23 protein-coding genes are annotated in these 25,268 nt (G+C 68.4%); 17 read left to right on the top strand and 6 right to left on the bottom strand.

Annotation, left to right across the window (positions count from 1 at the left end; translation table 11 throughout):
• Window positions 1-29 precede the first annotated feature (29 nt).
• The 6 genes from BMW54_RS11170 to BMW54_RS11145 all read left to right on the top strand — a co-directional run bounded on the left by BMW54_RS11170 (window position 30) and on the right by BMW54_RS11145 (window position 9,325).
• Complete coding sequence (locus BMW54_RS11170; RefSeq protein WP_090055454.1) at window positions 30-890, top strand: mechanosensitive ion channel family protein; 861 nt, start codon at window positions 30-32, stop codon at window positions 888-890.
• Window positions 891-1,210: 320 nt separating this feature from the next.
• Window positions 1,211-2,905 carry a dihydrolipoyllysine-residue acetyltransferase gene (aceF, locus tag BMW54_RS11165; protein ID WP_090055451.1) on the top strand — a complete coding sequence of 565 codons (1,695 nt, stop codon included), beginning with the start codon at window positions 1,211-1,213 and terminating at the stop codon, window positions 2,903-2,905.
• A gap of 13 nt (window positions 2,906-2,918) precedes the next feature.
• Window positions 2,919-4,721, top strand: coding sequence for a dihydrolipoyl dehydrogenase (lpdA, locus tag BMW54_RS11160; protein ID WP_090055449.1), 1,803 nt, complete (start codon window positions 2,919-2,921; stop codon window positions 4,719-4,721).
• Window positions 4,722-4,787: 66 nt separating this feature from the next.
• Window positions 4,788-5,246 (top strand): REP-associated tyrosine transposase, encoded by a 459-nt coding sequence (locus tag BMW54_RS11155; RefSeq protein ID WP_090055446.1) that lies wholly within the window; start codon window positions 4,788-4,790, stop codon window positions 5,244-5,246.
• Window positions 5,247-5,627: 381 nt separating this feature from the next.
• Window positions 5,628-6,953 carry an APC family permease gene (locus tag BMW54_RS11150; protein ID WP_090055443.1) on the top strand — a complete coding sequence of 442 codons (1,326 nt, stop codon included), beginning with the start codon at window positions 5,628-5,630 and terminating at the stop codon, window positions 6,951-6,953.
• Between the two features lie 257 nt (window positions 6,954-7,210).
• Complete coding sequence (locus BMW54_RS11145; RefSeq protein WP_090055935.1) at window positions 7,211-9,325, top strand: beta-agarase; 2,115 nt, start codon at window positions 7,211-7,213, stop codon at window positions 9,323-9,325.
• On the opposite strand, the gene BMW54_RS11140 is transcribed toward BMW54_RS11145, so the two are convergent.
• From BMW54_RS11140 to BMW54_RS11125, 4 genes are all read right to left on the bottom strand, one after another.
• Window positions 9,308-9,490: a DUF2061 domain-containing protein gene (locus tag BMW54_RS11140; protein WP_090055440.1), complete on the bottom strand. Its 183-nt coding sequence runs from the start codon at window positions 9,488-9,490 to the stop codon at window positions 9,308-9,310. The genes BMW54_RS11145 and BMW54_RS11140 overlap by 18 nt on opposite strands.
• A gap of 90 nt (window positions 9,491-9,580) precedes the next feature.
• Complete coding sequence (locus BMW54_RS11135; RefSeq protein WP_090055437.1) at window positions 9,581-9,991, bottom strand: hypothetical protein; 411 nt, start codon at window positions 9,989-9,991, stop codon at window positions 9,581-9,583.
• Window positions 9,992-10,001: 10 nt separating this feature from the next.
• On the bottom strand, window positions 10,002-10,469 hold the full coding sequence (locus BMW54_RS11130) for an Mpo1 family 2-hydroxy fatty acid dioxygenase (RefSeq protein ID WP_090055434.1): 468 nt from the start codon (window positions 10,467-10,469) through the stop codon (window positions 10,002-10,004).
• Window positions 10,470-10,504: 35 nt separating this feature from the next.
• Window positions 10,505-11,401 (bottom strand): phosphoribosylaminoimidazolesuccinocarboxamide synthase, encoded by an 897-nt coding sequence (locus tag BMW54_RS11125; RefSeq protein WP_090055430.1) that lies wholly within the window; start codon window positions 11,399-11,401, stop codon window positions 10,505-10,507.
• 170 nt (window positions 11,402-11,571) lie between these two features.
• Between BMW54_RS11125 and BMW54_RS11120 the strand changes: the two genes are divergently transcribed.
• The 10 genes from BMW54_RS11120 (at window position 11,572) to BMW54_RS11075 (ending at window position 21,957) form a co-directional block, all read left to right on the top strand.
• Entirely contained in the window at window positions 11,572-11,883 is a 312-nt protein-coding gene (locus tag BMW54_RS11120; protein WP_090055427.1) for a c-type cytochrome, read from the top strand.
• A complete protein-coding gene (gene djlA / locus BMW54_RS11115; RefSeq protein WP_090055424.1) occupies window positions 11,880-12,686 on the top strand; it encodes a co-chaperone DjlA in 807 nt (268 codons plus the stop codon). Before BMW54_RS11120 ends, djlA begins: the two co-directional genes overlap by 4 nt.
• Window positions 12,687-12,808: 122 nt before the next feature.
• On the top strand, window positions 12,809-13,486 hold the full coding sequence (gene rpe / locus BMW54_RS11110; protein WP_090055420.1) for a ribulose-phosphate 3-epimerase: 678 nt from the start codon (window positions 12,809-12,811) through the stop codon (window positions 13,484-13,486).
• A 152-nt stretch (window positions 13,487-13,638) separates the two neighbouring features.
• Window positions 13,639-14,388, top strand: coding sequence for a hypothetical protein (locus tag BMW54_RS11105; RefSeq protein WP_090055417.1), 750 nt, complete (start codon window positions 13,639-13,641; stop codon window positions 14,386-14,388).
• Between the two features lie 91 nt (window positions 14,389-14,479).
• Window positions 14,480-15,244 carry an SEL1-like repeat protein gene (locus BMW54_RS18825; protein ID WP_090055414.1) on the top strand — a complete coding sequence of 255 codons (765 nt, stop codon included), beginning with the start codon at window positions 14,480-14,482 and terminating at the stop codon, window positions 15,242-15,244.
• Window positions 15,245-15,830: 586 nt separating this feature from the next.
• Window positions 15,831-16,520 carry a proteobacterial dedicated sortase system response regulator gene (gene pdsR / locus BMW54_RS11095; RefSeq protein WP_090055412.1) on the top strand — a complete coding sequence of 230 codons (690 nt, stop codon included), beginning with the start codon at window positions 15,831-15,833 and terminating at the stop codon, window positions 16,518-16,520.
• A gap of 118 nt (window positions 16,521-16,638) precedes the next feature.
• Window positions 16,639-18,636 carry an ATP-binding protein gene (locus tag BMW54_RS11090; protein WP_090055409.1) on the top strand — a complete coding sequence of 666 codons (1,998 nt, stop codon included), beginning with the start codon at window positions 16,639-16,641 and terminating at the stop codon, window positions 18,634-18,636.
• Between the two features lie 234 nt (window positions 18,637-18,870).
• Window positions 18,871-20,346 carry an anthranilate synthase component I gene (gene trpE / locus BMW54_RS11085; RefSeq protein WP_090055406.1) on the top strand — a complete coding sequence of 492 codons (1,476 nt, stop codon included), beginning with the start codon at window positions 18,871-18,873 and terminating at the stop codon, window positions 20,344-20,346.
• A 106-nt stretch (window positions 20,347-20,452) separates the two neighbouring features.
• Window positions 20,453-21,112, top strand: a complete 660-nt coding sequence (locus BMW54_RS11080) for a UTRA domain-containing protein (RefSeq protein ID WP_090055403.1) — start codon at window positions 20,453-20,455, stop codon at window positions 21,110-21,112.
• A 374-nt stretch (window positions 21,113-21,486) separates the two neighbouring features.
• Window positions 21,487-21,957 (top strand): DUF4019 domain-containing protein, encoded by a 471-nt coding sequence (locus BMW54_RS11075; RefSeq protein ID WP_139206089.1) that lies wholly within the window; start codon window positions 21,487-21,489, stop codon window positions 21,955-21,957.
• A 59-nt stretch (window positions 21,958-22,016) separates the two neighbouring features.
• On the opposite strand, the gene BMW54_RS11070 is transcribed toward BMW54_RS11075, so the two are convergent.
• Window positions 22,017-23,015, bottom strand: coding sequence for an alpha/beta fold hydrolase (locus BMW54_RS11070; RefSeq protein WP_090055397.1), 999 nt, complete (start codon window positions 23,013-23,015; stop codon window positions 22,017-22,019).
• 289 nt (window positions 23,016-23,304) lie between these two features.
• Here BMW54_RS11070 and BMW54_RS11065 point away from each other — a divergent pair, with 289 nt between their 5' ends.
• Window positions 23,305-23,634: a hypothetical protein gene (locus BMW54_RS11065; protein WP_090055394.1), complete on the top strand. Its 330-nt coding sequence runs from the start codon at window positions 23,305-23,307 to the stop codon at window positions 23,632-23,634.
• Between the two features lie 210 nt (window positions 23,635-23,844).
• On the opposite strand, the gene BMW54_RS11060 is transcribed toward BMW54_RS11065, so the two are convergent.
• Complete coding sequence (locus tag BMW54_RS11060) at window positions 23,845-25,215, bottom strand: leucyl aminopeptidase family protein (protein ID WP_090055392.1); 1,371 nt, start codon at window positions 25,213-25,215, stop codon at window positions 23,845-23,847.
• Window positions 25,216-25,268 lie beyond the last annotated feature (53 nt).

The following is a 25,268-nucleotide window of genomic DNA, read 5'->3' as shown; positions in this document are numbered from 1 at the left end:
CGCTTTTCCCAACGCTCAAAGGCAGGGCCATGACCGATTTCCTCGATCGCCTCGGCGTCGATCACGCCATGCGCGTGCTGATCATCACCTACTCGATCCGCATCGGCCTCGCGCTGCTGCTTCTCTTCGTCGGCTTCTGGATCGCCGCGCGCCTCGCCAATTTCGGTCGCCGCGCACTCGAGCGCGCACGCGTCGACGTCACGCTCGCCGGCTTCCTGCGCAACATCATCTACGGCATCCTCATCGCACTGCTGCTGATCCAGGTGCTCGGGATGGCGGGCGTGCCCACCGCCTCGTTCATCGCCGCGATCGGCGCCGCCGGCCTCGCCATCGGCCTCGCCCTCAACAGCTCGCTGTCGAACCTCGCATGGGGCGTCCTGCTGATCCTCTTTCGCCCCTTCCGTGTCGGCGATTACGTCACGGTCGGCGGCGTGGACGGCACGGTGGAAAGCGTCAACCTGATGCACACGTACCTGATCACGCCCGACAACCGCCAGGCGGTCGTGCCGAACGCGAAGGTCGGTGGCGATGCGATCATCAACTACAACGTCCGCGGCACGCGCCGTTTCGAACTCAAGGTCGGCATCGGCTACGGCGACGACATCGGCAAGGCCATGCAGGTGGTGCGCGACCTCTTCGCCGCCGACCCGCGCATCCTCAAGGATCCCGCGCCGGGCGTGTGGACCGAAGCACTGGGCGACTCCAGCGTCAACCTCGTCATCCGCGGCTGGACCACCACCGGCGACATGTGGGAAACGCAGACCACGCTGCTCCGGGGCATCAAGGAGCGCTTCGACGAGAACGGCATCACCATCCCGTACCCGCAGAGCGAGATCCGCGTGGTGGGAGCGACGCCGGACGCCGAGCGGAATCCCCTCAAGCCATCCTGACACCAGGCTCTGGCGACCCCTGCTGCGTGGGGATCGCCGATACGATCGGCTCCCACCCTCCGGTAGCCGTCTCATCGCAGGCCCCCTACCGAAGGGGTGGGAGCCGATCGTATCGGCGATCCCGCGTAGCGGGCACGCTCGCGACCGACGGCAGAGGCCGACCATCCCATCCCACCCAAACAACCGTTTGAATCGAGGAAAAACGGGACCCGCCAGCCTCCCGAGGGATTACAATCGACCGGTTGCGCCGCAGCATGGCGCGCTCCCATCCCCCGCCCGCGGGTCCGTCCGCCCGCAAGCGTCTGTTTTCAGGAGGTTCCATGGCCGACGTCAAAGAAGCCCTCGTCCCCGATATCGGTGGCAAACCCGTCCCCGTCATCGAAATCATGGTCAAGGTCGGCGATCGCGTCGAAAAGGACCAGAGCCTGGTCACGCTCGAGTCCGACAAGGCCACCATGGAAGTGCCGGCGCCGTTCGCCGGCGTCATCAAGGAACTGAAGGTCAAGGTCGGCGACGAAGTCGACGAAGGCGCGGTGATCGCGCTGGTCGAAGCCGAGGGCGACGCCCCGGCCGCCGCCGCGCCGAAGGCCGAAGCACCCAAGGCCGAGGCCCCGAAGGCCGCGGCACCCGCGCCGGCTCCGGCCGCCGCCAAGGCGCCGTCGGCATCGAAGTCGTCCGGCCCGGTCGAGGTCAAGGTGCCCGACATCGGCGGCAAGCCCGTGCCGATCATCGAAATCATGGTCAAGGCCGGCGATCGCGTCGAGAAGGACCAGAGCCTCATGACGCTCGAGTCCGACAAGGCCACGATGGACATCCCGGCGCCCGCCGCGGGCGTCATCAAGGAACTGAAGGTCAAGGTCGGCGACGAGGTCAACGACGACGACGTCATCGCGATCCTTGAAGGCGAGGGCGCTGCCGACGACACGCAGCCTGCGCCGTCCACGGACAAGCCCGGTATCTCGGAAGCCCCGGCCGAGGCGCCGCAGCGTGCCGCCGCCGCCGCGGCACCGGCGCCGTCGAAGACCGCGGAAGCCCCGGCCGGCGGCGCGCCGCGCACGCCGCCGGTGTCGTTCGACGCCAGCACGATCATGCCGGAGAACGCCCCCTACGCCAGCCCGGCCGTGCGCGCCTTCGCGCGCGAGCTCGGCGTCGACGTCGCCCAGGTCAAGGGCAGCGGTCGCGGCGGCCGCATCCAGCGCGACGACGTCGCCGCCTACGTGAAGCAGGTGATGACCTCCGCCGGCTCGCCGGCCAAGGGCGGTGTCGTCGCCGCCGGCAACGGCCTCAGCCTGCTGCCGTGGCCGAAGGTCGACTTCTCGAAGTTCGGCGAGATCGAAGAGCGCCCGCTGGGCCGCATCCCGAAGATCTCCGCCGCGAACCTCGCCCGCAACTGGGCCATGATCCCGCACGTCACGCAGTTCGAGGACGCGGACATCACCGAGCTCGAAGCCTTCCGCAAGAAGCTCGGCGAGGAGAACAAGGATCTGAAGGTCACCCCGCTGGTCTTCCAGATCAAGGCGGTGGTCGCGGCGCTGAAGAAATTCCCCACGTTCAACGCGTCGCTCGACGCGGCGGGTGAAGTGCTGACGCTGAAGAAGTACTACAACATCGGCATCGCCGTGGACACGCCGGACGGCCTCGTCGTGCCGGTGATCCGCGACGCCGACAAGAAGGGCCTGCTCGAGCTCGCCGCCGAACTGGGCGAGATCTCGAAGAAGGCGCGCGACAAGAAGCTCACCGCCGCCGACATGTCGGGCGGCTGCTTCTCGATCTCCTCGCTCGGCGGCATCGGCGGCACGGCGTTCACGCCGATCGTCAACGCGCCGGAAGTCGCGATCCTCGGCGTGTCGAAGGCCGCGATGAAGCCCGTGTGGAACGGCAAGGAATTCGCGCCGCGCCTGATGCTGCCGCTCTCGCTGTCGTACGACCACCGCGTCATCGACGGCGCGCTCGCCGCGCGCTTCGCCGTGTACCTGGCCCAGCAGCTCGGCGACATCCGTCGCCTGTTGCTCTGACGGAGGCACGCACATGGCTAACACGATCGAACTGAAGGTTCCCGATCTCGGCGGCTCGCACGATGTGCCGGTCATCGAGATCCTGGTGAAGGTCGGCGACACCGTCGCCAAGGACCAGAGCCTCGTCACGCTGGAATCCGACAAGGCCACGATGGACGTGCCCGCCTCGCAGGGCGGCCGGATCGTCGAGATCAAGGTCAAGATCGGCGACGAACTCAACGACGGCAGCGTCATCGCGCTGATCGAAGCCGAAGGCGCCGACGCGCCGGTGGCGGAGAAGGTCGTCGGCCAGTCCGTCACGAAGGACGCGCCGCCGCCGGCGGCGCCGTCGCCCGCTCCGGCGCCGCCGAAGCCGGCCACCCCGGTCGCCGCACCGAAGGCGGGCAGCGACAGCGGCCGCAAGGCCGACATCGAATGCGACCTCGTCGTGCTCGGCTCCGGGCCCGGTGGCTACACGGCCGCGTTCCGCGGCGCCGACATCGGCCTCGATACCGTGCTCGTCGAGCGCTACGCGTCGCTCGGCGGCGTCTGCCTCAACGTGGGCTGCATCCCGTCGAAGGCGCTGCTGCACGCCGCGGCCGTCATCGACGAAGCCGCGCACATGGAAGCGCACGGCATCACGTTCGGCACGCCGTCCATCGACCTCGACAAGCTGCGTTCCTTCAAGGAGAAGGTGGTCGGCAAGCTCACCGGCGGCCTCGCGCAGATGGCCAAGGCCCGCAAGGTCCGCACCGTCACGGGCGTGGGCACGTTCGTCTCGCCGTACGAGATGGAAGTCCAGACGGCCGAAGGCACGAAGCTCATCCGCTTCAGGAACGCGGTGATCGCGGCCGGTTCGCAGTCGGTCAAGCTGCCGTCGTTCCCGTGGGACGACGAGCGCGTCATCGACTCCACCGGCGCGCTCGAACTGCGCGACGTGCCGAAGAAGCTGCTCGTCGTCGGCGGCGGCATCATCGGCCTGGAAATGGCCACCGTCTACGCGGGCCTCGGTTCCGAGGTCACCGTCGTCGAACTCGCCGACCAGCTGATCCCCGGCGCGGACGCCGACCTGATCAAGCCGCTGCAGCAGCGCATCGCCAAGCGGTACAAGGGCATCCACCTGAAGACGAAGGTGGTCGAGGCGAAGGCGACCAAGAAGGGCATCGAGGTCACGTTCGACGGCGAGAGCATCCCGGACACGAAGCTCTTCGATCGCGTGCTCGTCTCCGTCGGCCGCTCGCCGAACGGCGCCAAGGTCGGCGCGGACAAGGCCGGCGTGGAGGTCACCGACCGCGGCTTCATCCCCGTCGACCGGCAGATGCGCACCAACGTGCCGCACATCTTCGCCATCGGCGACCTCGTCGGCCAGCCGATGCTGGCGCACAAGGCCACGCACGAAGCCAAGGTGGCCGCCGAAGCCGCCGCGGGACAGAAGAGCTTCTTCGACGCGCGCGTCATCCCGTCGGTCGCGTACACCGATCCGGAAATCGCCTGGGTCGGCGTCACCGAGCGCGAAGCGAAGGAGAAGGGCCTGAAGGTCGGCGTCGGCAAGTTCCCCTGGGCGGCTTCCGGCCGCGCCATCGGCATCGACCGCACCGAAGGCTTCACCAAGCTCATCTTCGACGAGGAAACCCACCGCATCGTCGGCGCCGGCATCGTCGGCCCGCACGCGGGCGACCTCATCTCGGAACTCGCGCTCGCCATCGAAATGGGCGCCGAAGCCGGCGACATCGGCCGCACCGTCCACCCGCACCCCACGCTCGGCGAATCCGTCGGCATGGCGGCCGAGGTGTACGAGGGCACGATCACCGATCTGTACATTCCGAAGAAAAAGTAATCCGCCGACACCCGCGAAGCCGCCTGGCCGGCTTCGCGGGTGCTCGCGTCGCGTCACGCTCCGGGGATGGTCTCGTTCCCCGCATCGCACAGGCTCCGTCTCGGTCGCGTTTCCGAACCCGGCCGTGTTTATCTCGTCACCGCCACCACGTGGAATCGCATCCCGTTGTTCCGCGATGTGGCGCACGCGCGAGCGGCTTCCCGCGTGTGCGATTACCCGAAGACCTGGGCGGGCGCGCGATGCCTGGCCTGGGTTCTGATGCCGGATCACTTCCACGGGCTGATTCAGCTTGACGACGGCGACCTCTGCAAGGTCATGTCGCGCTTCAAATCGCTTGTCTCACGCCGTGTGCGCGATCTTCGGCCGCGTCGTTATCCCGTCTGGCAGAAGGGTTTTCATGACGCGGGTCTTCGCGAGGAAGAGAACGTGAGGGCGGCCGCGCGGTATCTCGTCGCGAATCCAGTTCGTGCGGGTCTGGTGGGGAGCGTGAGGGACTACCCTTACTGGAATGCGGTCTGGCTTTGACTTTGGGTGACGCGCTCCGACCGGACGCTGATCGCCGATACGATCGGCTCCCACCCCTCCGGTAGGGATCTCGCGACAAGACAGCTACCGAAGGGTGGGAGCCGATCGCATCGGCGATCCCGCGCAGCGGGCATCCTCGCGAAGAACTCACCGACCGAAGGGGTGGGAGCCGATCGCATCGGCGATCCCGCGCAGCGGGCACGCTCGCGACGAACCCCCCTACCGAAGGGGTAGGAGCCGATCGCATCGGCGATCCCGCGCCAGCGGGCACCCTCGCGAAGGACTCACCGACCGAAGGGGTGGGAGCCGATCGCATCGGCGATCCCGCGGCAGCGGCACGAACAGGTCGCAGTAGGGCCTCGCTTATGGCATCGTCGGCGGATGCCAGCACCCCAGCCAGCCCACTACTTCCGTCGTCTCGGCATCTGGGATGCCGCGATGATCGTCATCGGCGGTGTCATCGGCGGGGGCATCTTCCGCACGCCGGCCACCGTCGCGCAGCTCACCAGTTCCGGCACCGAAGTCATCGTGCTGTGGACGCTCGGCGGCCTGCTCACCCTCGCGGGTGTCCTCTGCTACGCGGAACTCGGCGCCAGGCGGCCCCAGGCCGGCGGCACCTACGTCTACCTACGCGAAGCGTTCGGGCAGCTTCCGGCCTTCCTCTTCGGCTGGACGATGGCGCTCATCAACTATCCCGGCAGCGTCGCCGCCGTCGCGACCACGTTCGCCGACTACGCGTGCCGCGCCATCGGCCTCCCGCACGAATGGGTGAAGCCGTTCGCCGTGGGCGCGATCACGTTCATCGTCACGGTGAATCTCTTCGGCATTCGCGCCGGTGCCCTGGTGCAGAACATCTTCACCGTGCTGAAGCTTGGCGCGGTCGCATTGCTCATCGTCGTCGGCCTGTACCTCGCGCGCGGTCATCTCGGCGCGGCCTTCGTCGCCGATCCCACGAACGACGTGCCCGCCAGCACCATCATCGGTGCGCTGCTCCCGGCGCTCTTCGCTTACGGCGGCTTCCACTACCTCAACGATCTGGCCGGCGAAGTCCGCGATCCGCAGCGAACGCTGCCGCGCGCGCTCGGCCTCGGCATGGCGAGCGTCGTGGTCTGCTACGTGCTGGTCAACATCGCGTACATGGCCGGCCTCGGTCACGCCGGACTCGCCGCGAGCACGGCGCCCGCCGCCGACCTCATGCGCCGCGTCTTCGGCGAATCGGGCGCCACGGTCATCGCGGTCGGCATCGCGTGCTCCACCTTCGGTTATTGCAGCATCGCCATCGCGGGCGGCGCGCGCGTGCTGCAGGTGATGAGCGCCGATGGAATGTTCTTCCGGCCGATCGCGAAGATCGAGCCGCGCACGGGTGCACCGCAGTTCGCGCTGGTGGCGCTCGGCGGCTGGGCGATCGTGCTGATCCTCTCCGGTAGCTTCAACGCGCTGCTCAATTACACGACCGTCGGCGAGTGGCTGTCGCACGCCTTCGGCATCGCGACCATCTTCTGGTATCGCAAGAAGTTGCGGTCGGAGCCGTCGCCGTACCTGGTGCCCGGGTACCCGTGGCTGCCGATGGTGTTTTCCACGACGGTGCTCTGCGTGATCGCGGCCACGGCGATCGCGGCGCCTGGCGATGCCGGCATGAGTCTGGTGATCATCGCCCTTGGCGTGCCGGTGTACTACCTATGGCGCCGGAAGTCGGTCGCTCGCTGATCGAGATCGCCGATACGATCGGCTCCCACCCTCCGGTAGCCATCTCGTCGCAAGCCACCTACCGAAGGGTGGGAGCCGATCGCATCGGCGATCCCGCGGCAGCGGCACCCCCACGATATCCCCCCTACCAAAGGGTGGGAGCCGATCGCATCGGCGATCCCGCGGCAGCGGGCATCCTCGCGAACACCACCAACCGAAGCGGGCAACCGCCGATCGCATCGAGTGACGATTCACCCGCGCCGTGCGACAGTCCCCTCATGCGCACCTTCATCTTGCTCGTCATCGGCAGTTTCGTAGGCACCGCCCAGGCGACCGCGATCGACTTCGCGCGTCCCGACGCCACGGTGCGCGTCGCGACGACCAACGCGACGCTCGACCCCACGATCCGCAAGACCGCCACCGGCGAGGCTTTCGTCGCCGCCACCTTCAAGCCGTCGCCCAGCCCCGCTCTGACGCTCACGCCGGCGCAGGGCGCGTGGCACTGGCCCGCGAACGGCACGATGCGCCTGCGCGTGCAGAACGGCATGCCGTGGCCCGTGACGCTGACGATCGACGTCGCTTCCGGCGACAAACACCTCACGGCGACCGTCGGCCTGCCACCGGGCCCGCCGCAGACGCTGTCGCTTCCGCTGCACGCCACCTCGCCGCGCGCCTTCGGCATGCACGCCGGTCCGCCGATGCCGTTCGACGACGGCACCACCCGGCGTCTCGTCGCCACCAACGTCGACGGCGCGATCGACGCGAACGCGATCACGCGCGTGACGTTCTCCACGCCGCAGCCAGGCGCGCCGCAGACGCTGCTCTTCGGCACGCTCGACGATGTCGCGGGCGACGACGATCTGCGCCGCGCATATACCGGCATCGTCGACCGCTACGGTCAGTTCACCCGCGCGACCTGGCCGGAGAAGATCGCCGACGACGCCGCATTGAAACAGCGTGCGAACGCGGCGTCCGTCGCGACGCCCGCGGCGAACCTCGATCGCTATGGCGGCCGCATCGACCTTCCCGCCATGCAGGCGACCGGGTGGTTCCACACCCAGAAGCAGGGCGATCGCTGGTGGCTGGTGACGCCCGAAGGCCATGCCTTCTTCTCGCTCGGCGTCAACGCGGTGAACCTCACCGACGGACGCACGTATGTGCAGGGACGCGAGTTCATGTTCACCGCGCCGCCGAAAGCGGGCGCCCCGCACACCGGTAGCGCCGACAGCCGCAGCGACCAGGGCTCGCAACGCGACATCGGCATGAACCATGGCCTGTGGTGGGACATCTATGCCGCCAACGTCGCCCGTTCCCTCGGCGACGATGCGAACGCCGCGTGGCGTCGGCGCACGGTCGACCGCCTGAAGCGCTGGCGCTTCAACACGCTCGGCAACTGGAGCGATCCTGCCTTCGCGGGCGACCACCGCATCGCCTACACCGTGCCCATCCTGATCGTCGGCGACTACAACACCGTCGCCACCGGCTTCGATTACTGGGGCCGCATGCCCGATCCCTTCGATCCGAAGTTCGCCGCGGCGACCGACGCCGCCGTGGCGAAGGCGACGAAGGGCGTGCGCGACGATCCCTGGCTGCTTGGCTACTTCGCCGACAATGAACTCGCGTGGGCGGGGCAGGGGCCGCAAGGCCGCTGGGCGCTGGCGACCGGAAGCCTCGCGCAGGGTCCGGAAAGCCCGGCGAAACAGGCCTTCCTCGCTTACCTGAAGAAGACGCGCGGCGACGTGGCCGCGTTCGCGAAGGCGTGGGGCGTCGCGGTCACGTCGTGGGATCAGGTGGCGGCGAGCAGGTTCAAGGCGCCGGATCCGAACGAAGCGCATCCGGCGATCGCGGCCGACGACATCGCCTTCCTGAAGCTCTACGCAGGGAAGTACTTCGAGACGGTCGCGACGTCACTGAAGAAAGCCGATCCGCATCACCTCTTCCTCGGCGGACGCCTCGCCGTGCGCACGCCCGAAGTGGAGGAGGCGAGCGCCCGGTATGCCGACGTCACCAGCATCAACACGTACACCGACGTGCCCGAACACGGCTTCGACATCGCCGCGTTCCGCCGCTACGACAAGCCCGCGATGATCACCGAGTTCCACTTCGGCTCGGCGGATCGCGGCCCGTTCGGCAACGGCGTCGCCGCGGTGGCCAGTGAAGAGGAGCGCGGCAAGGCCTACGCGCGCTTCGTCGACGCCGCCGTGGCGTCGGGCGTCCTCGTCGGCACGCACTGGTTCCAGTACGTCGATCAGCCGGTGACGGGACGCGTGCTGGACGGTGAGAACGCGCACATCGGGCTGGTCGGCATCACCGACATCCCGTTCGAGGGTTTCACCCGCTCCGTGACCGATACCAACGCCCGCGCGGGCGGTGGGTCAGGCGGCGGCCGATAGGCGAAGGCCGCCCTTGTCGCCGCGGGACATGTCCCGACCCAACGCGAACGCGATGGGCTCGGCGATGCCGACGATCGTGCTGATCGCGACGTTCTGGTTCACGGCGTAACTCATCGAAAACGCGATGCTGAAGTGCGTCGCGGCGAACTTGATCTTGCGGGCCATGGCGAGTCACCCCAATACGAATGACTCTCATTATGGGGTCGGCATCCCCCGAGTCCAATGGTTCTTCCCAATGGTGCCGATAGCCCGGCGCTATCGGTGCAGCGCGGTGCCGCCGATCATGGCGACCACCATCACCAGGGCCACCACCATGCAGGCGCTGGTCGGCTTCACGCGGCGGGCGTCGACGCGCGGCACGAGCCGCCAGATCAGCCAGACGCCGGCGAGCATGTCCAGCACCAGCGCGGCGCGCATCCAGGGCAGGGCGAAGACGGACTGGCCCACGGCCTGCCCATGCTGCGCGGCGATCACCAGTCCGCCCGTGAGCACCGCCAGCAGCATCCACAGCAGGCTGGCCAGGTAGACGCGGTTGAACACCACGGGCACCCGCTCGAGCCAGCGCAGGGCGAACCAGCCGATGACGGCGGGGACGACGGCGGCGGCGCTGGAATAGATCACCCACCAGATCGCGGCGGAAAGCAGGGTCAGGAGGGTCTGGGTCACGTCGGGTCGTTCAGTAGGACGGGCCGAACCGGCCGAGGGCCTTGCTCATCAGCCACGCGGGGCCGATCAGCAGGTACTGGAGGTCGGTGAGGAAGGACGGCCGGCGGCCTTCGATCCGGTGCCCGATGAATTGCCCGATCCACGCCACCACGAACACCACGACGGCCAGCCAGAGAAGGCCGCCGCTGCCGATGGAGCGGTAGAGCATGTCGGTGAACAGCGCCAGCACGATGAACGCGCCGGCCATGGCCAGGCCGATGCGCCGCGACAGGCGGAAATAGTAGAAACAGAAGGCCAGGAACATGGCGAGCACGGCCCAGAACCCGGGCCGGCCGAGCCAGCCGGGCACGGGGATCAGCCAGACGAAGGCGACCACCGTCCAGGTGATCGCCGGCACGCAGATCCAGTGGATCAGGCGATTGGTGGCGTTCTGGTGGTCGCGGCTGTAGTTGCCGAACCAGGTGGCTGCGTCGCGCATGGCGTCCCCTCCGTGCTGCCTTCGTTGCGCCAAGCTTAGTCCAGTCGGATGCCGGCCAGCTTGTCGAGCGCCTCGGCGTACTTCTCGGCGGTGCCACCGATGACGTCGGCGGGCACCTTCGGCGCGGGAGGCGTCTTGTTCCAGCCGATCTGCTCCAGGTAATCGCGGACGAACTGCTTGTCGTAGCTGGGCGGGCTGATGCCCACCTGGTAGTCGTCGGCGGGCCAGAACCGCGAGGAATCCGGGGTGAGCATCTCGTCCATGATGTGCAGCACGCCGTTCTCGTCCGTGCCGAATTCGAACTTGGTGTCCGCCACGATGATGCCGCGCTTCGCCGCGTACTCCGCCGCGAAGCGGTAGATCTCGAGCGTGGCGTCGCGCACGGCGTTCGCCAGATCGGCGCCCACGGCCGCCACCACGCTGTCGAAGCTCACGTTCTCGTCGTGGTCGCCCACGGCCGCCTTCGTCGACGGGGTGAAGATCGGCTCCGGCAGCTTTTCCGCCTGCTGCAGACCGGGCGGCAGCGTGATGCCGCAGAGCGCGCCGGTGGCCTGGTAGTCCTTCCAGCCCGAACCGATGAGGTAGCCGCGCGCGATGGCTTCCACCGGCACCGGCTTGAGACGTTTCGTGATCACGGCGCGCTTCGCGTACAGCGCCGGGTCGACGCCCGCGGGAAGCACCGAGGCCACGTCCTCGCCCGTCAGGTGGTTCGGGATGATGTGCTTCGTCTTGTCGAACCAGAAGTTGGAGATCTGCGTCAGCATCTCGCCCTTGCCCGGGATCGGATCGGGCAGCACCACGTCGAACGCCGACAGCCGGTCCGTCGCCACCATCAGCAGGCGGTTGCCGGGCAGGGCGTAGACGTCGCGCACCTTGCCGCGGTGGATGAGCTCCAGGCCCGGCAGGTCGGATTGCGAAAGGGTGGTGGGCACGGCGAGGCTCCGGTGAGGCGGGGAATCCGCCCATTGTAGCGGTGTCGCCGCGAACGGTCGGCGTCCCGCCTACCGAAGGGTGGGAGCCGATCGTATCGGCGATCCCGCGCCAGCGGGCCCAGGCTCACCACCCTGCTAGAATTCCCGATCAACGCCCCCATAGCTCGCCCATGCGCATCCTCACGACCGCGGCAATCGCCCTGGCCCTTTCCGTCCCTGTCCTCGCCGCACCGCCTGCGAAGCCGGCGCGCCTCGGACTGTGCGCGGCCTGCCACGGCGAGGACGGCGTGGCGAAGATCCCCGGCGCGCCCAACCTCGCCGGGCAGAAACTCGACTACCTGCGCGAAGCGCTGCGCCAGTATCGCGACGGCCGCCGCGACATCCCCGTGATGCGCGCAGCGACCGGTCCCCTCACCGACGCGGAGCTCGACCAGCTCGCCCAGTGGTACTCCGCCCTGACCCCGCCCCGGGCCGCCCCATGAATTTCACCGCCACACTCATCGGCGCCGTCATCGGCATGTCGGTGACGCACAACCTGCTCGGCGCGCTCGTCGGCGGCATCCTCGGCTTCATGTTCGACGCCAGCCGCCAGCAGCGCCAGCGCACTCCGACCCAGGGCGGCTACGTCGCGCCGCTGTTCGCGCTGATCGGCGCGGTCGCCAAGGCCGATGGCCGCGTGTCCGAAGCCGAGATCGCCATCGCCGAACGCCTCATGGCGCGCATGGGCCTCGACCAGGACGCCCGCCGCGTCGCGATCGAAGCGTTCAACGAAGGCAAGCAGCCCGAATTCGACGCCGCGGCCGTGATCGACGAACTGCGCCAGTGGGTCGGCCACCGTCGCGACCACGCGTTCCCGGTGATCGACGTGGTGATCGAGACGGTGCTCGCCGAAGGCCAGCCGTCGCCGGAGAAGATGGCCATCCTGCGCCAGCTCGCCTTCGCGCTGCGCGTCAGCGACATGGAGCTGATGGCGCTCATGGCGATGAAGGGCTACGCCTGGAACGCCAGCGCCGGGGGCCGCTCCTACGGTGGCGGCCGCGCGAATGGCGGCGGCTACGTGCCCCCGCAGCGCAATCCGCAGGGCCCCGATCCCTACGCCGTGCTCGGCATCCAGCGTGATGCCGACGACCGCGCCATCAAGCGCGCGTACCGCAAGCTGATCTCCGAACACCACCCCGACCGCCTCGGCGATCTGCCCGAGGACATGCGCCGCCGCGCCGAAGCCCGCGCCAGCGAAATCAACGCGGCCTACGAGCGCGTCAAGGCGGAAAGAGGGTTCAAGTAAGGCGGGGGCCGATGCCCGCACCATAGCTACCGGAGGGTGGGAGCCGATCGCATCGGCGATTCCGCGACAGCGGCCCCCCGGCGATATCATCCGAAAGCACTTCTCGTCGAACGGTACCCATCATGGCCAAGCAGTCCCCCGTCATCGCCCCGTCCATCCTCTCCGCCGATTTCGCCCGCCTCGGCGAATCCACGCGCAAGGTGCTCGACGCCGGCGCGCAGTGGGTGCACTTCGACGTGATGGACAACCACTACGTGCCCAACCTCACCATCGGTCCCATGGTGCTCAAGGCATTGCGCGATTTCGGCATCACCGAACACATCGACGTGCACCTGATGGTGAAGCCGGTGGACCGCATCGTTCCGGACTTCGCGAAGGCCGGCGCCCGCAGCATCAGCTTCCATCCGGAAGCCACCGAGCACGTCGACCGCACCATCCAGCTGATCAAGGATGAAGGCTGCGAGGCTGGCCTCGTGTTCAACCCGGCCACGCCGCTGTCGTGGCTCGACTACGTGATGGACAAGATCGACATGGTGCTCATCATGTCGGTGAATCCGGGCTTCGGCGGGCAGAAGTTCATCCCGACCGCGATCGACAAGATCCGCCACGTCCGCGAGCGCATCGACGCCAGCGGCCGCAACATCCGCCTCGAAGTGGATGGCGGCGTGAACGCCGACAACATCGGCCAGATCGCCGCCGCGGGCGCCGACACCTTCGTCGCCGGCTCCGCCATCTTCGGCGCCCCCGACTACGCCGACGTCATCCGCCGCATGCACGCCGCGATCGAAAAGAACCCCTGAGCCGCCGCCCGCGACATCCTCCGGCCGCCCGCGGCAGCTTCCGAAGCTTCTTGCTGCCGCCACCCGCCAGCTAAACAAGATTTCACGAGCAAAAAGCAAACTATGTAGTACTGTAAACCGTGCTCTCGGGTGAGCCTCTGGAGGATACGCTGATGAAGTCGTCGTCCGTTCTTGTCTTGCTCCTCGTTCTGGCCACGCCGATGGCGGCCCTCGCCGGTCAGCGTCCGCAGCCCTTGCCCGATCAGAAAGACGTCGTCGCGAAATCGCTGATGCCGTGCCCCGGCGGACTCGAGCGCTTCCTCCCGGGCGATTACTACTTCTGCTCCGCGGCTCGCAGCTACTGGAGCGGGCACGAAGGCCTCGCCCGCGAAAGCCTCAAGGATGCCGCGCGCTGGGCCAGCAAACCCGCGCAATACGCCCTTGGCGTCATGTACTTCAACGGCGACCACGCGCAGCGCAACCGTCCGCTTGGACTCGCCTGGCTGGCGCTCGCGGCGGAGCGCCACGATCCGTCCTACGAGCCCGCGTTCATCTCCGCCTTCCAGCAGGTCACGCCCGAAGAGCGTGCGCAGGCCAATGCGTACTGGCAGGAGCTGAAGGAAACCTACGCGGACGCCGTCGCCGCTCCCCGCGCGGAGCGCCGCTTCGATCGCGAATACCAGCAGATCGCCTGGGCCACCAACTTCGGCGGCAGCGTCTTCATCGACGGCGTGACGATCCCCTACGGTTACGGCTTCGCCGAGGACGCACCGCTGCAGAGCGGCTTCTCGCTCGGCCGCCTGCTGCAGAGCCAGAAGGCCATCTACTTCTACGGCTACAACAGCCACGTCTTCGTGGGCGACGCCGAACTCGTGCCCATCGGCACCATCGCGGCCCGCACGCCGAAACCGTCCGAGGACTAACCCGGTAGGAGCGCGCCCTGCGCGCGACATCTTCTCGCGAGGAGGCGCCTCCTACCCATCCACGGAACCACGACCAGGGGAGAAGGACATCATGTCGGTAAGGCGTATCGCGTTATCCCTGCTCTGCACCGTCTTCGCCGCTGGCGCGATCGCCGGCGAGGCGTCTCCTTCGAATCCCAAGGACGTGATCCGCCAGACCGTGCGCTACTGCGCCACCGGCCTGGAGCGGCTCCTCCCGGGTGAATACTATTTCTGCGCCGCGGTCCGCGATTTCGGCAAAGGCCACAACAACCTCGCCGCCGAGCGCCTGCGCGACGCCGCCTACTGGGCCAGCAAGCCGGCGCAGTACATCCTGGGCCTCATGTATTACAACGGCGACGAGGGCAGGGTGAACCGTCCGCTCGGCATCGCCTGGCTCGCCATCGCGGCCGAGCGCCACGATCCGAAGTACGAAGCAGCGTTCGCCCGCGCGTATCTCGAAAGCACGGCCGAGGAGCGCGCCCAGGCGAACGTCTACTGGAAGGATCTGCGCGAAACCTACGCCGACACCAGCGCGGGCGTCCGCGCCCACCGTCGTTACCAGTCGGAGATGCGCATGATCGAGGCCGCCTCGTTCTTCGGCGGCTCCGTCTTCATCGCGGGCCTCACCCCGCCGGGCGACCCGACCGGCCAGTTCGGGGACGGCACCGACACCTCGCGCGTCGGCGGTGTCTCGGGCTACGCCGTCGGGAAGATGATCAAGGACGACGCCGACGAGTACTTCCGCGGCATGGTCGGCACGGTGACGGTCGGCGAAGTGCAGCCGGGCTACGTGGCGATCGGCCAGGTGGCGTCCGAGGTCAAGGCGCCACGGTAACCGCGACAAAAAGCTCCCCCGGCCAGGCGGCTGGGGGAGTGAAGGGAGGCTCCGTCAGGAGCGTCTCAGGGGGAAGGGTGACCGGTCAGACCGGCTGCCAGTTCGGGTCGGGTTCCGCCGCCCCGGCGACTGGCGCGCTTCCGTGCGCGCCAGCCGCGCCAGGACCTTCCATGGCCGGTTCCACGAAGTCGTCGAAGAGATCCATGAGCTTCCTCCGTCAATGCATGCCGAAGAGCAGGCCAAGAGCCAGGGCGCCAAGGGCGAGGGCCACGCGCAGGGGCTCGAAGTCGCGATCGAGTTCGGTGTTGTCGGCGTCGGGTTTGGTCTTCATGGGTTCTCCTCCGGCGCCGGTCGGTGCGCCGTCATGGACAGTTGAACGCCGATGACGGCGGCAGGAACGTCCCCTGTAGGGCATTCCGCAGACGGTTTATGGCAAATGGATGGCAAAGTTTTCGTGACGCGCCGGACGCGGCCCGGACCCGGCGCGCCACGAGGCGAAACGCGGGCAAATCGGGCACGGGCCTTGCAGATGGGGCGGCCGCATAGCACCCTGCGCGCAGTCCGATCCACTCACCGGAAGCGCCCCATGGCCCGCAGTATCGCCATCGTCGAAGACGAACCCCTGATCCGCGCGAATTACGTCGAGGCGCTGAACCGTTTCGGTTACGAGGCGCGCGGCTACGGCTCGCGCGGCGAGGCGTCCAACGCGTTCGCCATGCGCCTGCCCGAGCTCGTGATCATCGACATCGGCCTCGGCGACGAGCCGGAAGGCGGTTTCGACCTGTGCCGCGAGCTGCGCGCGAAGTCGGCCACCTTGCCGATCATCTTCCTCACGGCGCGCGATTCCGATTTCGACGTGATCTCGGGCCTGCGCCTCGGCGCCGACGACTACCTCTCGAAGGACACCAGTCTCCACCAGCTCGCCGCGCGCATCGCGGCGCTGTTCCGTCGCATCGAGTCGCTGAAGACGCCGACGGCGTCGGAGACCGTGATCGAGCACGGGCCGCTGAAGCTGGAATCCGAACGCATGCGCGTGCTGTGGAACGGCATCGAGATCCCGCTCACCGTCACCGAGTTCTGGATGGTGCACACCCTCGTGCGTTTCCCCGGCCACGTGAAGAATCGCGACCAGCTCATGCGCGAAGCGGAGCTCGTGGTCGACGACGCCACGATCACCTCGCACATCAAGCGCATCCGCAAGAAGTTCGTCGCGCTGGCGCCCGATTTCGACGCGATCGAAACCGTGCACGGCGTCGGCTACCGCTGGACCCCGTGACACCCCCAACCATTCCCTACCGAAGGGGTGGGAGCCGATCGCATCGGCGATCCCGCGTAGCGGGCACGCTTGCCGAACAGTACCGACAGCAGCCGAACCGGCCGGCGACGGCCGACCCATGACCCTCCGCCAGAAACTCCTCCTCGTCGCCCTCTGCACCCTGGCCCTCCCGGTCGCCGGCTGGCTCTATGTGCGCCAGATGGAAACGCTCCTGCGCGAAGGCCAGGCGCAGGCGCTCGTCGCCTCCGCGCGCGCGATGGCCCGCAGCCTCGTCGTGGTCGACGCGCCGCTGCCGCCCGCGGGCCCCGCGTGGTACGTGCAGCGCACCGCCGTGCCCATCGCCGTCGACGGCTACGGCGACGACCTCGCCGCGCTCAGTCCCTGGGCGCAGACCTTCGGTCGCAACGCGCGCGTGATCCTCGCGGAAGACGACCACTGGCTCTATTTCTTCATCGACGTCCGGGCGCCGCAGCGGCACCGCGCCGACGCCACCGATCGCCTCGCGCTCAACGCCGACCACCTCATCGTGGCCATCGGCAGCGGCGACGACGCGCAACGCTACCTGCTCGCCAGCGCGGCTCCCGGCGCCACCACGGCGATCGCGCTCGACGCCGAGGCCGGCGTGCTGCCCGACCGCATCAACGCGCAATGGCAGGAAGACGGCAGCGGCTTCCGCGCGGAGTTCCGCCTGCCGCGCGGACTGCGGCTCGACCGCTTCGGCCTCGGCGTCCATGTCATCGCCGATGGCGACCACGAACCGCTCACCGCCGAAAGTCGCCCGTTGCTCGACTTCTCGCCCGCGCTGTCCCAGGAAATCGCACGCCTCGCACCCGATGGCGTCCGCGTGCGCGTGCTCTCGGACGGCGCATGGCTGATGGCGCAGAGCGGCAAGCTGCAGCTGCCGGATCTTCCGTACAGCGAGCGCCCCGGATGGTTCGCGTCGCTCGTCTACCGCTCGCTGCTCGCCACGCGGCTCGATGCCGACAGCGCCTGGGCCGAGGATGCGCCGCGCATCGATCTGCCCGAGGTGCGCGAGGCCCTGCAAGGCAAACCCGCCACCGCGTGGCGCGCGGGCGAAGCGCGCGGCAGCGTCGTGCTCGCCGCCGCGATGCCGATCCAGATGCGCGGCAAGCTGCACGGCGTGGTGCTGCTCGAACAACCGAGCCGCGCCGTGCCGCTGCTGGCCAACCGCGCGTTGTTCGGCCTGCTGCTCACGAGCTTCGCCGTGCTGCTCGTCGCGGGCGGCGTGCTGCTGCTCTTCGCCACGCGTCTCACCATCCGCCTGCGCCGCCTGCGCAACGCCGCCGAGCGCGCGCAGGACAACGACGGGCGTCTCGACGGCCCGTTCCCTCTCACCGACGCCACCGACGAACTCGGCGACCTGGCGCGCAGCTTCGAGCGCCTGTTCGAGGTGGTGGGCGGCTATACGGATTACCTGCGCACGCTCGCGTCGAAGCTCTCGCACGAGCTCAACACGCCGCTGGCGATCGTCAAATCCTCGCTCGACAACCTCGACCACGCCGGCCTGCCCGCCGAAGCCGAGCCCTACCTCGCCCGCGCACGCGACGGCGTGGCGCGCCTCGGAGCGCTGGTTCGCGCCATGAGCGAAGCCAGCCGCATGGAACGCGCGATCGCCGCGGCCGAGGCCGAGGACGTCGACCTCGCGGACATCGTCCGTGGCTGCGCCGAGGGTTACCGCAACCTCACGGGCAACCGGAAGCTCACCGCCGAGATGCCCGCAACACCCGTCTTCATGCATGTCGCGCCCGAGCTCATCGCGCAGGCGCTCGACAAGCTGTTCGACAACGCGCTGTCGTTCACGCCACCTGGCGGCTGGATGCGCATCGCGCTGCGCCCCACGCCCGAAGGCGCCGACATCGAGCTGGCCAACCAGGGCCCGCCGCTGCCCGCCGCCATGCAGGGCCGCCTGTTCGATTCGCTGGTGAGCCTGCGCGACAAGGCCACCCCCGGCGACGCCCCGCACCTGGGCCTGGGCCTGTACGTGGTGCGCCTCGTGGCCGAGCGCCACCAGGGCCTCGCCAGCGCAAGAAATATCGACGACGGCGTCGCCTTCACCCTCCACCTCAAGGGCATGCCCCGCCAGCGGCTGGCGTGAACGCCGCGCTGCGCAGGAGATCGCCGATACGATCGGCTCCCACCCTCCGGTAGCCAGTCCCACCCACCGAAGGGGTAGGAGCCGATCGCATCGGCGATCCGCGGCAGCGGGCACCCTCGCGACGAACCCACCCACCGAAGGGGTGGGAGCCGATCGCATCGGCGATCCCGCGGCAGCGGGCCAGATCGCCGTTACAATCCCTGATTCACCCCAACACGTCGCCCCCACGACCCCATGATCTCCCGCGAACAGTTCGACGCCTACGCCGCGCAGGGCCACACCCGCATTCCGCTGGTGCGCGAGGTCTTCTCCGACCTCGACACGCCGCTGTCGGTGTACCTCAAGCTCGCCGATGGCCCGTACACCTTCCTCTTCGAATCCGTGGAAGGCGGCGCGACCTGGGGACGTCACTCCATCATCGGCCTGCCGGCCCGGCGCGTGTATCGCCTCCGTGGGCACGAGCTCGAGGTGGAGGAGAGCGGCGAAGTGGTCGAACGCCGCCACCTCGACGATCCCCTCGCGGAGATCGAGGCGCTGCGCAAGCAGTACGACGTGCCGAAGCTCCCCGGACTGCCCGACTTCACCGGCGGCCTCGTCGGTTACTTCGGCTTCGAGACCATCGGCTACATCGAAAAGCGCCTCGCCCAGTGGGACAAGCGCGACGAGCTCGGCACGCCCGACGTGCTGCTGATGCTCGCCGACGAAGTCGCGGTGTTCGACAACCTCAAGGGCCGCCTGTACCTCATCGTCCACGCCGACCCGTCACGCCCGCAGGCGTACGCCGAAGCCTCCCGTCGCCTCGACGCGCTCGCCTTCCGCCTGCGCCAGGCCGGCGTCTCGTACCCGCAGATGCTCCAGCCCGCCGCGCTCGACGAATCGGATTTCAAATCGTCGTTCACGCGCGAGGAGTACGAGGACGTGGTGCGCAAGGCGCAGGAATACATCCGCGCCGGCGACATCTTCCAGGTGGTGCCGTCGCAGCGCCTGAGCATCGGTTTCAATGCACGCCCCGTCGATGTCTACCGCGCGCTGCGCGCGACGAACCCGTCGCCGTACATGTACTTCATCGACATCGGCGCGACGCAGATCGTCGGATCGTCGCCGGAGATCCTGGTGCGCCTGAAGAACGGCCGCGTGGTGCTGCGCCCGATCGCCGGCACGCGTCGTCGCGGCAAGGACGACGCCGAGGACATCGCGCTGGAAACCGAGCTGCTCGCCGATCCGAAGGAACGCGCCGAGCACCTCATGCTGATCGACCTCGGCCGCAACGATGTGGGCCGCGTGAGCCAGACGGGCAGCGTGGAGCTCTCGGAATCGTTCGTCGTCGAGCGCTATTCGCACGTGATGCACATCGTGTCGCAGGTGGAAGGCGACATCAAGGACGACCTCAGCTACATGGACGTCATCAAGGCCACGTTCCCCGCCGGCACGGTCAGCGGCGCGCCGAAGATCCGCGCGCTGGAGATCATCCAGGAGCTCGAGCCGTTCAAGCGCAACATCTACGCCGGCGCGATCGGCTGGCTCGGCTGGTGGGGCGACGCGGATACCGCGATCGCCATCCGCACCGCCGTCATCCAGGACGGCCGCCTCCACGTGCAGGCCGGCGGCGGCGTGGTCTACGACTCCGACCCCGGCGCCGAGTGGGAAGAAACCATGAATAAGGGCCGCGCGCTGTTCCGCGCGGTGGCCCAGGCCGCCAAGGGCCTCTGACGGCAGGGTAGGAGCCGATCGCATCGGCGATCCCGCGGCAGCGGGCCCGAAGCCGGTGTCGCCGGATACTCCCTCGTGACCAACGAACCTCATAAGAAGAAAAACCATGACCACCCGAACCCTGATCGCCGCCACCTCCCTTGCCGTCCTCGCAGCCACCGCGCAAGCGCGCGAACCGTGGAAGGACGACGTGGCCTCCCGCACGCAGGTGCTGGCGCTGCTGCAGTCGTTCAACGCGGACCTGCTCAGCCACCCCAGCGCGACCCTCACGCTCGAACGCTGGTGCGGTGCCCACGGGCTGGCGCCGGAGGCGAAGATCGTCGCGCATCGCATCAAGGGCCAGGACAAACCGCTGCCGGACGACGCGCGCGAAACGCTCGGAATCGGCAAGGACGAACCCGTGCGTTACCGCCGCGTGCAGCTCGCCTGCGGCGAGCGCGTGCTCTCGGAAGCCGACAACTGGTACGTGCCCGCGCGCCTCACGCCGGAAATGAACCAGATCCTCGACACCACCGACCAGCCGTTCGGCAAGGTCGTCCAGGCGCTGCATTTCCGTCGCCAGACGATCAGCGCGGAGCTGCTGTGGTCCCCGCTGCCCACCGGCTGGGAGATGGACGCGCCGCTGCCGCCCGCACGCGACGCCCGCCTCGCGATCCCGCACGACGTGCTCCGCCATCGCGCGGTCCTCTACACCGAGACCAACCAGCCCTTCAGCCTGGTGGTCGAAACTTACACCGACGAGGTGCTGGCCTTCGGCCGTCGTTGATACCTGCGGGCCGCGCTTCGCAGGAATCGCCGATACGATCGGCTCCCACCCTCCGGTAGCCAGTCCTACCTACCGAAGGGGGTGGGAGCCGATCGCATCGGCGATCCCGCGGCAGCGGGCACCCTCGCGATATCGCACCTACCGAAGGGGTGGGAGCCGATCGCATCGGCGATCCCGCGGCAGCGGGCACCCTCGCGATATCGCACCTACCGAAGGGGTGGGAGCCGATCGCATCGGCGATTTCCCGCGGCAGCGGGCACCCTGGCCGCACCCCACCAACCCGCGTATCCCATCCGGCCGACTTGGCACCCGCGCCGGACCGCCGGAAGCTGTCCCCGACCCCTCCCGGAGCGCGACCCGTGTCCTCGGTGCCGATGCCAAAGCGCAAGCCCCCTGCGCCCGCCTTCCGCGGCGCCAGCGGCTACGCCTCGCTGCTGAGCATCAGCAACGCGCCGAAGCTCGGACCGCAGCCCAATTCCCTCGACCTTGCGGTCAGCTGCGCCACGCATTGGGTGCGCATGTCCGACGGGCGCCGACCCGACGCGATGTGGCTCGAAGCCGGTGCGATGATGCAGAAGCTCGTCCCCCGCGCCGAGTGGGTGCGCTACCTGCGCAAGATCCGCCTCGATCGCGGAGCGCTCGTCGGGCGCGAATGGTTCGAAGTCACCCGCGTGCGCGATCCCGCCGGCCTGCCCGCGGGCGATTACCTCAACGTGATCTTCGTCGCGCACTATGCCCGCGCGGTCATCTTCGAGACCGTCTCGCTCGCGCCCGGCAGCGGCGGCTGGCTCCCGGTGGGCTACGTGATCCGCCCGGTGCAACGCGAGATCAGCCTCTCGCAGTAATCGCCCACCGACCTTCGGGTGGGAGCGCGTTCACGCGCGAACGGGTGCTCGCGATCCCGTCACAACACGCCATCCAGCGCCCGATAGAACCGCTCCGGCGCTTCGATCATCGGCGAATGCCCCAGCCCGTCCAGCGGCACCAGCGTCGCGCCGGGAATGCGCGACGCGGCCTCCTTGCCGAGCGTCGAATAATCCCCGAGCTTCGCCGCGACATCGGCGGGCGTGCCGTCCTTGCCGATCGCCGTGCGATCCCGCTGCCCGATGATCAACGCCGTCGGCACGCGGATGTCCGGAAACTCATATACGACTGGCTGCGTATAGATCATGTCGTACGTCAGCGCGCCGGCCCACGCGGACGCCTCGCGCCCGTCGCCTTCGTACATCCCCGCCTGCATGAGCGCCCAGCGGTCGTACTCCGGTTTCCAATTGCCGTCGTAGTAGCTCTTCAGCTGATACGCCTTGATGCTCGCGTACGACGTCTTCACCTCGCTGGCGTACCACGCATCGACGCTTCGCCAGGGCACGCCCTTAGCCTTCCAGTCCTCCAGCCCGATCGGATCGACGAGCACGAGCTTTTCCACGCCCTGCGGATACATCAGCGCATACCGCGCGCCGAGCATCCCGCCCATCGAATGCGCGACCACCGTCGCCTTGTCGACGCCGAGGCTCGCCAGCAGGTCGTGCGTGTTCGCCGCGAGCTGGTGAAAGCTGTACTGATACCCGCGCGGCTTCGACGATTTGCAGAAGCCCACCTGATCGGGGATCACCACGCGGAACCCCTTCGCACGCAGGTGTTCGGCCGTCGCCGCCCAATACGGCCCGCAGAAATTCTTTCCATGCAGAAGCACCGCCGTCCGGCCGTTCGGGTGTTCCGGCTTCAGGTCCATGTACGCCATCTCCAGCGCCTGCCCCTGACTCTTCACCGGGAACATCGACACCGGATAGGGATATTCGGCACGTTCGAGCCGCCCGCCGAGGGCTTCGACCTTCGGAGCGTCGTCGGCGAGGGCGGGTAGGGTGGCGGCGAGGAGCAGGGCGGTGACGAGTGGGCGAAGCATCGGAAGTCTCCGGTGAGGCATCGGTGCAGGCTACCGCAAGGCCTGCAACGTTCCGTCACGTACGAATCGCCGACACGATCGGCTCCCACCCTCCGGTAGCCAATCCGACCTACCGAAGGGTGGGAGCCGATCGCATCGGCGATCCCGCGCAGCGGGCAAGCTCGCCCCACCGACGCGGGCACCGCCGGGTATGGAAAGCCGATACCGCCCCATGATCCCGTCACATTCCGATAGCCATCCCCGAGGCCGATGGCATACTCCTCGAAACGCGCCACGCAGGAAGCTCGATATGCCCGACTTCGACTCAACGAACCACGTCTACACCCGCCCTCCGATGACGCGCGGCGTCGATCCGCAGCGCATGAACTGGCTCTGGCAGCTGATCCTGCAGGCGACGGATCTCGATCCGTCCGACGTGCGCGTGGCGCTCGTCGCCGCCGGCGTGGGTGGCGCGGAAAAGCGCATCGCCAGCTGGCAGGCGCGCGAGGGCGACGACAACTACTTCCCGCTGACGATCGCGGAACTGGAGCGCAATCTGCGCTCGGTCGTGGCGTGGAAGGAAAAGCGCGCGCAGCAGAGCGAAGCGGTCGGCGCGGGGGATGGCGATACCGAAGGTTGACCTCGCCTTTGGATACCGCGCTTCGCAGGAATCGCCGATACGATCGGCTCCCACCCTCCGGTAGCTAACAACAGGTAGGAGCCGATCGCATCGGCGATCCCGCGGCAGCGGGCATCCTTGCGAAGAACTCACCTACCAAAGGGGTGGGAGCCGATCGCATCGGCGATCCCGCGGCAGCGGGCCTATCGCCGATGACGCCGCTCCGCGAGATCAGGAATACCGCTCCGACAGGAACCGGAAAAACGCCCGCAATCCCTGCGCCTCGCCTCCGCGCGGATGCGCCGGCCGATCGCCGTCATTCCACGAATACGTGTCCAGGTGCATCCAGTTCTGGCTGTCCGGCACGAAGCGCTCCAGATACAGCGCCGCGGTGATCGCACCGGCGTGCCTCGACGGTCCCGCGTTCGCGAAGTCCGCGATGCCCGACTCCAGCATCCGCCGGTACGGGCGCCACAACGGCAGACGCCACAACGGATCGTGCACGGACTCGGCCGCGTCGATCACGCTGTCGGCCAGCGAATCGCGATTGGTGAACAGCGCCGGCAGCTCGGGACCGAGCGCCACGCGCGCGGCGCCCGTCAGCGTGGCGAAATCCACGATCAGGTCGGGCACCTGCTCCACGGCGTAAGCCAGCGCGTCGCACAGCACCAGACGGCCCTCGGCGTCGGTGTTGTCCACCTCCACCGTATGGCCCGCGCGCGTGCGAATCACTTCGCCCGGACGCATCGCGTTGCCCGCGATCGCGTTCTCCACCGCGGGCACCAGCAGCGTCAGGCGCACGGGCAGCTTCGCCTGCATCACCAGGCCGGCGAGCGCGATCGCGTGCGCGGCGCCGCCCATGTCCTTCTTCATCCAGCGCATGCCATCGGCCGGCTTGATGTCGAGGCCGCCGGTATCGAAGCACACGCCCTTGCCGACGATGACGAGCTTCGGGTTCGAGTTCTTGCCCCAGGTGAGCTCGATCAACCGCGGCGCACGATGGCTCGCGCGACCCACGGCATGGATCGTGGGGAAGTTCGCCTCGAGCAGTTCGTCGCCCACCCACTCCTGAACCTTCGCGCCGTGCGTGTCGGCGTGCGCGCGGATGGCCTTGGCAAGATCTTCCGGCCCCATGTCCTCGGTGGGCGTGTTGACCAGATCGCGCACCTGCGCCGTCGCGGCGATGAGCGGAGCGACCGCGCGCAGCGTCGCGGGCGTGACGGCCAGCTGCGCCGGTTTGCGATCGTACGTGCGGTAACGATCGAAGCGATAGGCGCCCAACGCCCAGCCCAGCGCGGCGAGCTCGACGTCGTCGATCACGCTCTCGGCGTCGAGATCGTACACACCTTCGGGCAAGCGATACGGCAGGGCGCCCAGCGCCATCAGCGGATGACGACGATCGACGCCGACGATCACGCGGGCGATCTCGCCCTTCGGGCCCGGCACCACCACCAGCGAACCGGGTGTCGGACGGAATCCGGTTGAGGTCAGCCAACGGCGCTGTGTCGCGTCCAGTCGGCCCTCGGCGGCTGCCATGCTCGAAGCGTCGACGGCCTCGATGGCGATGCGTTTTCCGGATTTGCGTTCGATGAGCGGTGACATCAGGCCTCCCGTGCCTCGCGGTTGCCAACCGCGTCAAATGTTTCGTCGGTGAA

It is taken from the genome of Luteibacter sp. 329MFSha (genome assembly GCF_900111665.1).
GTDB lineage: Bacteria > Pseudomonadota > Gammaproteobacteria > Xanthomonadales > Rhodanobacteraceae > Luteibacter.
This window is presented reverse-complemented; position numbering and strand designations above follow the sequence as displayed.

What these genes read in the sequence shown, in the direction of transcription:
- BMW54_RS11075 (WP_139206089.1), top strand. Translation starts at nt 21,487, where the DNA reads ATGCCAAAGCGCAAGCCCCCTGCGCCCGCCTTCCGCGGCGCCAGCGGC.
- BMW54_RS11155 (WP_090055446.1), top strand. Translation starts at nt 4,788, where the DNA reads ATGGTCTCGTTCCCCGCATCGCACAGGCTCCGTCTCGGTCGCGTTTCC.
- djlA (WP_090055424.1), top strand. Translation starts at nt 11,880, where the DNA reads ATGAATTTCACCGCCACACTCATCGGCGCCGTCATCGGCATGTCGGTG.
- BMW54_RS11170 (WP_090055454.1), top strand. Translation starts at nt 30, where the DNA reads ATGACCGATTTCCTCGATCGCCTCGGCGTCGATCACGCCATGCGCGTG.
- pdsR (WP_090055412.1), top strand. Translation starts at nt 15,831, where the DNA reads ATGGCCCGCAGTATCGCCATCGTCGAAGACGAACCCCTGATCCGCGCG.
- BMW54_RS11065 (WP_090055394.1), top strand. Translation starts at nt 23,305, where the DNA reads ATGCCCGACTTCGACTCAACGAACCACGTCTACACCCGCCCTCCGATG.
- BMW54_RS11105 (WP_090055417.1), top strand. Translation starts at nt 13,639, where the DNA reads ATGAAGTCGTCGTCCGTTCTTGTCTTGCTCCTCGTTCTGGCCACGCCG.
- BMW54_RS11060 (WP_090055392.1), bottom strand. Translation starts at nt 25,215, where the DNA reads ATGTCACCGCTCATCGAACGCAAATCCGGAAAACGCATCGCCATCGAG.
- BMW54_RS11150 (WP_090055443.1), top strand. Translation starts at nt 5,628, where the DNA reads ATGCCAGCACCCCAGCCAGCCCACTACTTCCGTCGTCTCGGCATCTGG.
- BMW54_RS11145 (WP_090055935.1), top strand. Translation starts at nt 7,211, where the DNA reads ATGCGCACCTTCATCTTGCTCGTCATCGGCAGTTTCGTAGGCACCGCC.
- trpE (WP_090055406.1), top strand. Translation starts at nt 18,871, where the DNA reads ATGATCTCCCGCGAACAGTTCGACGCCTACGCCGCGCAGGGCCACACC.
- BMW54_RS18825 (WP_090055414.1), top strand. Translation starts at nt 14,480, where the DNA reads ATGTCGGTAAGGCGTATCGCGTTATCCCTGCTCTGCACCGTCTTCGCC.
- aceF (WP_090055451.1), top strand. Translation starts at nt 1,211, where the DNA reads ATGGCCGACGTCAAAGAAGCCCTCGTCCCCGATATCGGTGGCAAACCC.
- rpe (WP_090055420.1), top strand. Translation starts at nt 12,809, where the DNA reads ATGGCCAAGCAGTCCCCCGTCATCGCCCCGTCCATCCTCTCCGCCGAT.
- BMW54_RS11130 (WP_090055434.1), bottom strand. Translation starts at nt 10,469, where the DNA reads ATGCGCGACGCAGCCACCTGGTTCGGCAACTACAGCCGCGACCACCAG.
- BMW54_RS11140 (WP_090055440.1), bottom strand. Translation starts at nt 9,490, where the DNA reads ATGGCCCGCAAGATCAAGTTCGCCGCGACGCACTTCAGCATCGCGTTT.
- BMW54_RS11120 (WP_090055427.1), top strand. Translation starts at nt 11,572, where the DNA reads ATGCGCATCCTCACGACCGCGGCAATCGCCCTGGCCCTTTCCGTCCCT.
- BMW54_RS11080 (WP_090055403.1), top strand. Translation starts at nt 20,453, where the DNA reads ATGACCACCCGAACCCTGATCGCCGCCACCTCCCTTGCCGTCCTCGCA.
- BMW54_RS11070 (WP_090055397.1), bottom strand. Translation starts at nt 23,015, where the DNA reads ATGCTTCGCCCACTCGTCACCGCCCTGCTCCTCGCCGCCACCCTACCC.
- lpdA (WP_090055449.1), top strand. Translation starts at nt 2,919, where the DNA reads ATGGCTAACACGATCGAACTGAAGGTTCCCGATCTCGGCGGCTCGCAC.
- BMW54_RS11090 (WP_090055409.1), top strand. Translation starts at nt 16,639, where the DNA reads ATGACCCTCCGCCAGAAACTCCTCCTCGTCGCCCTCTGCACCCTGGCC.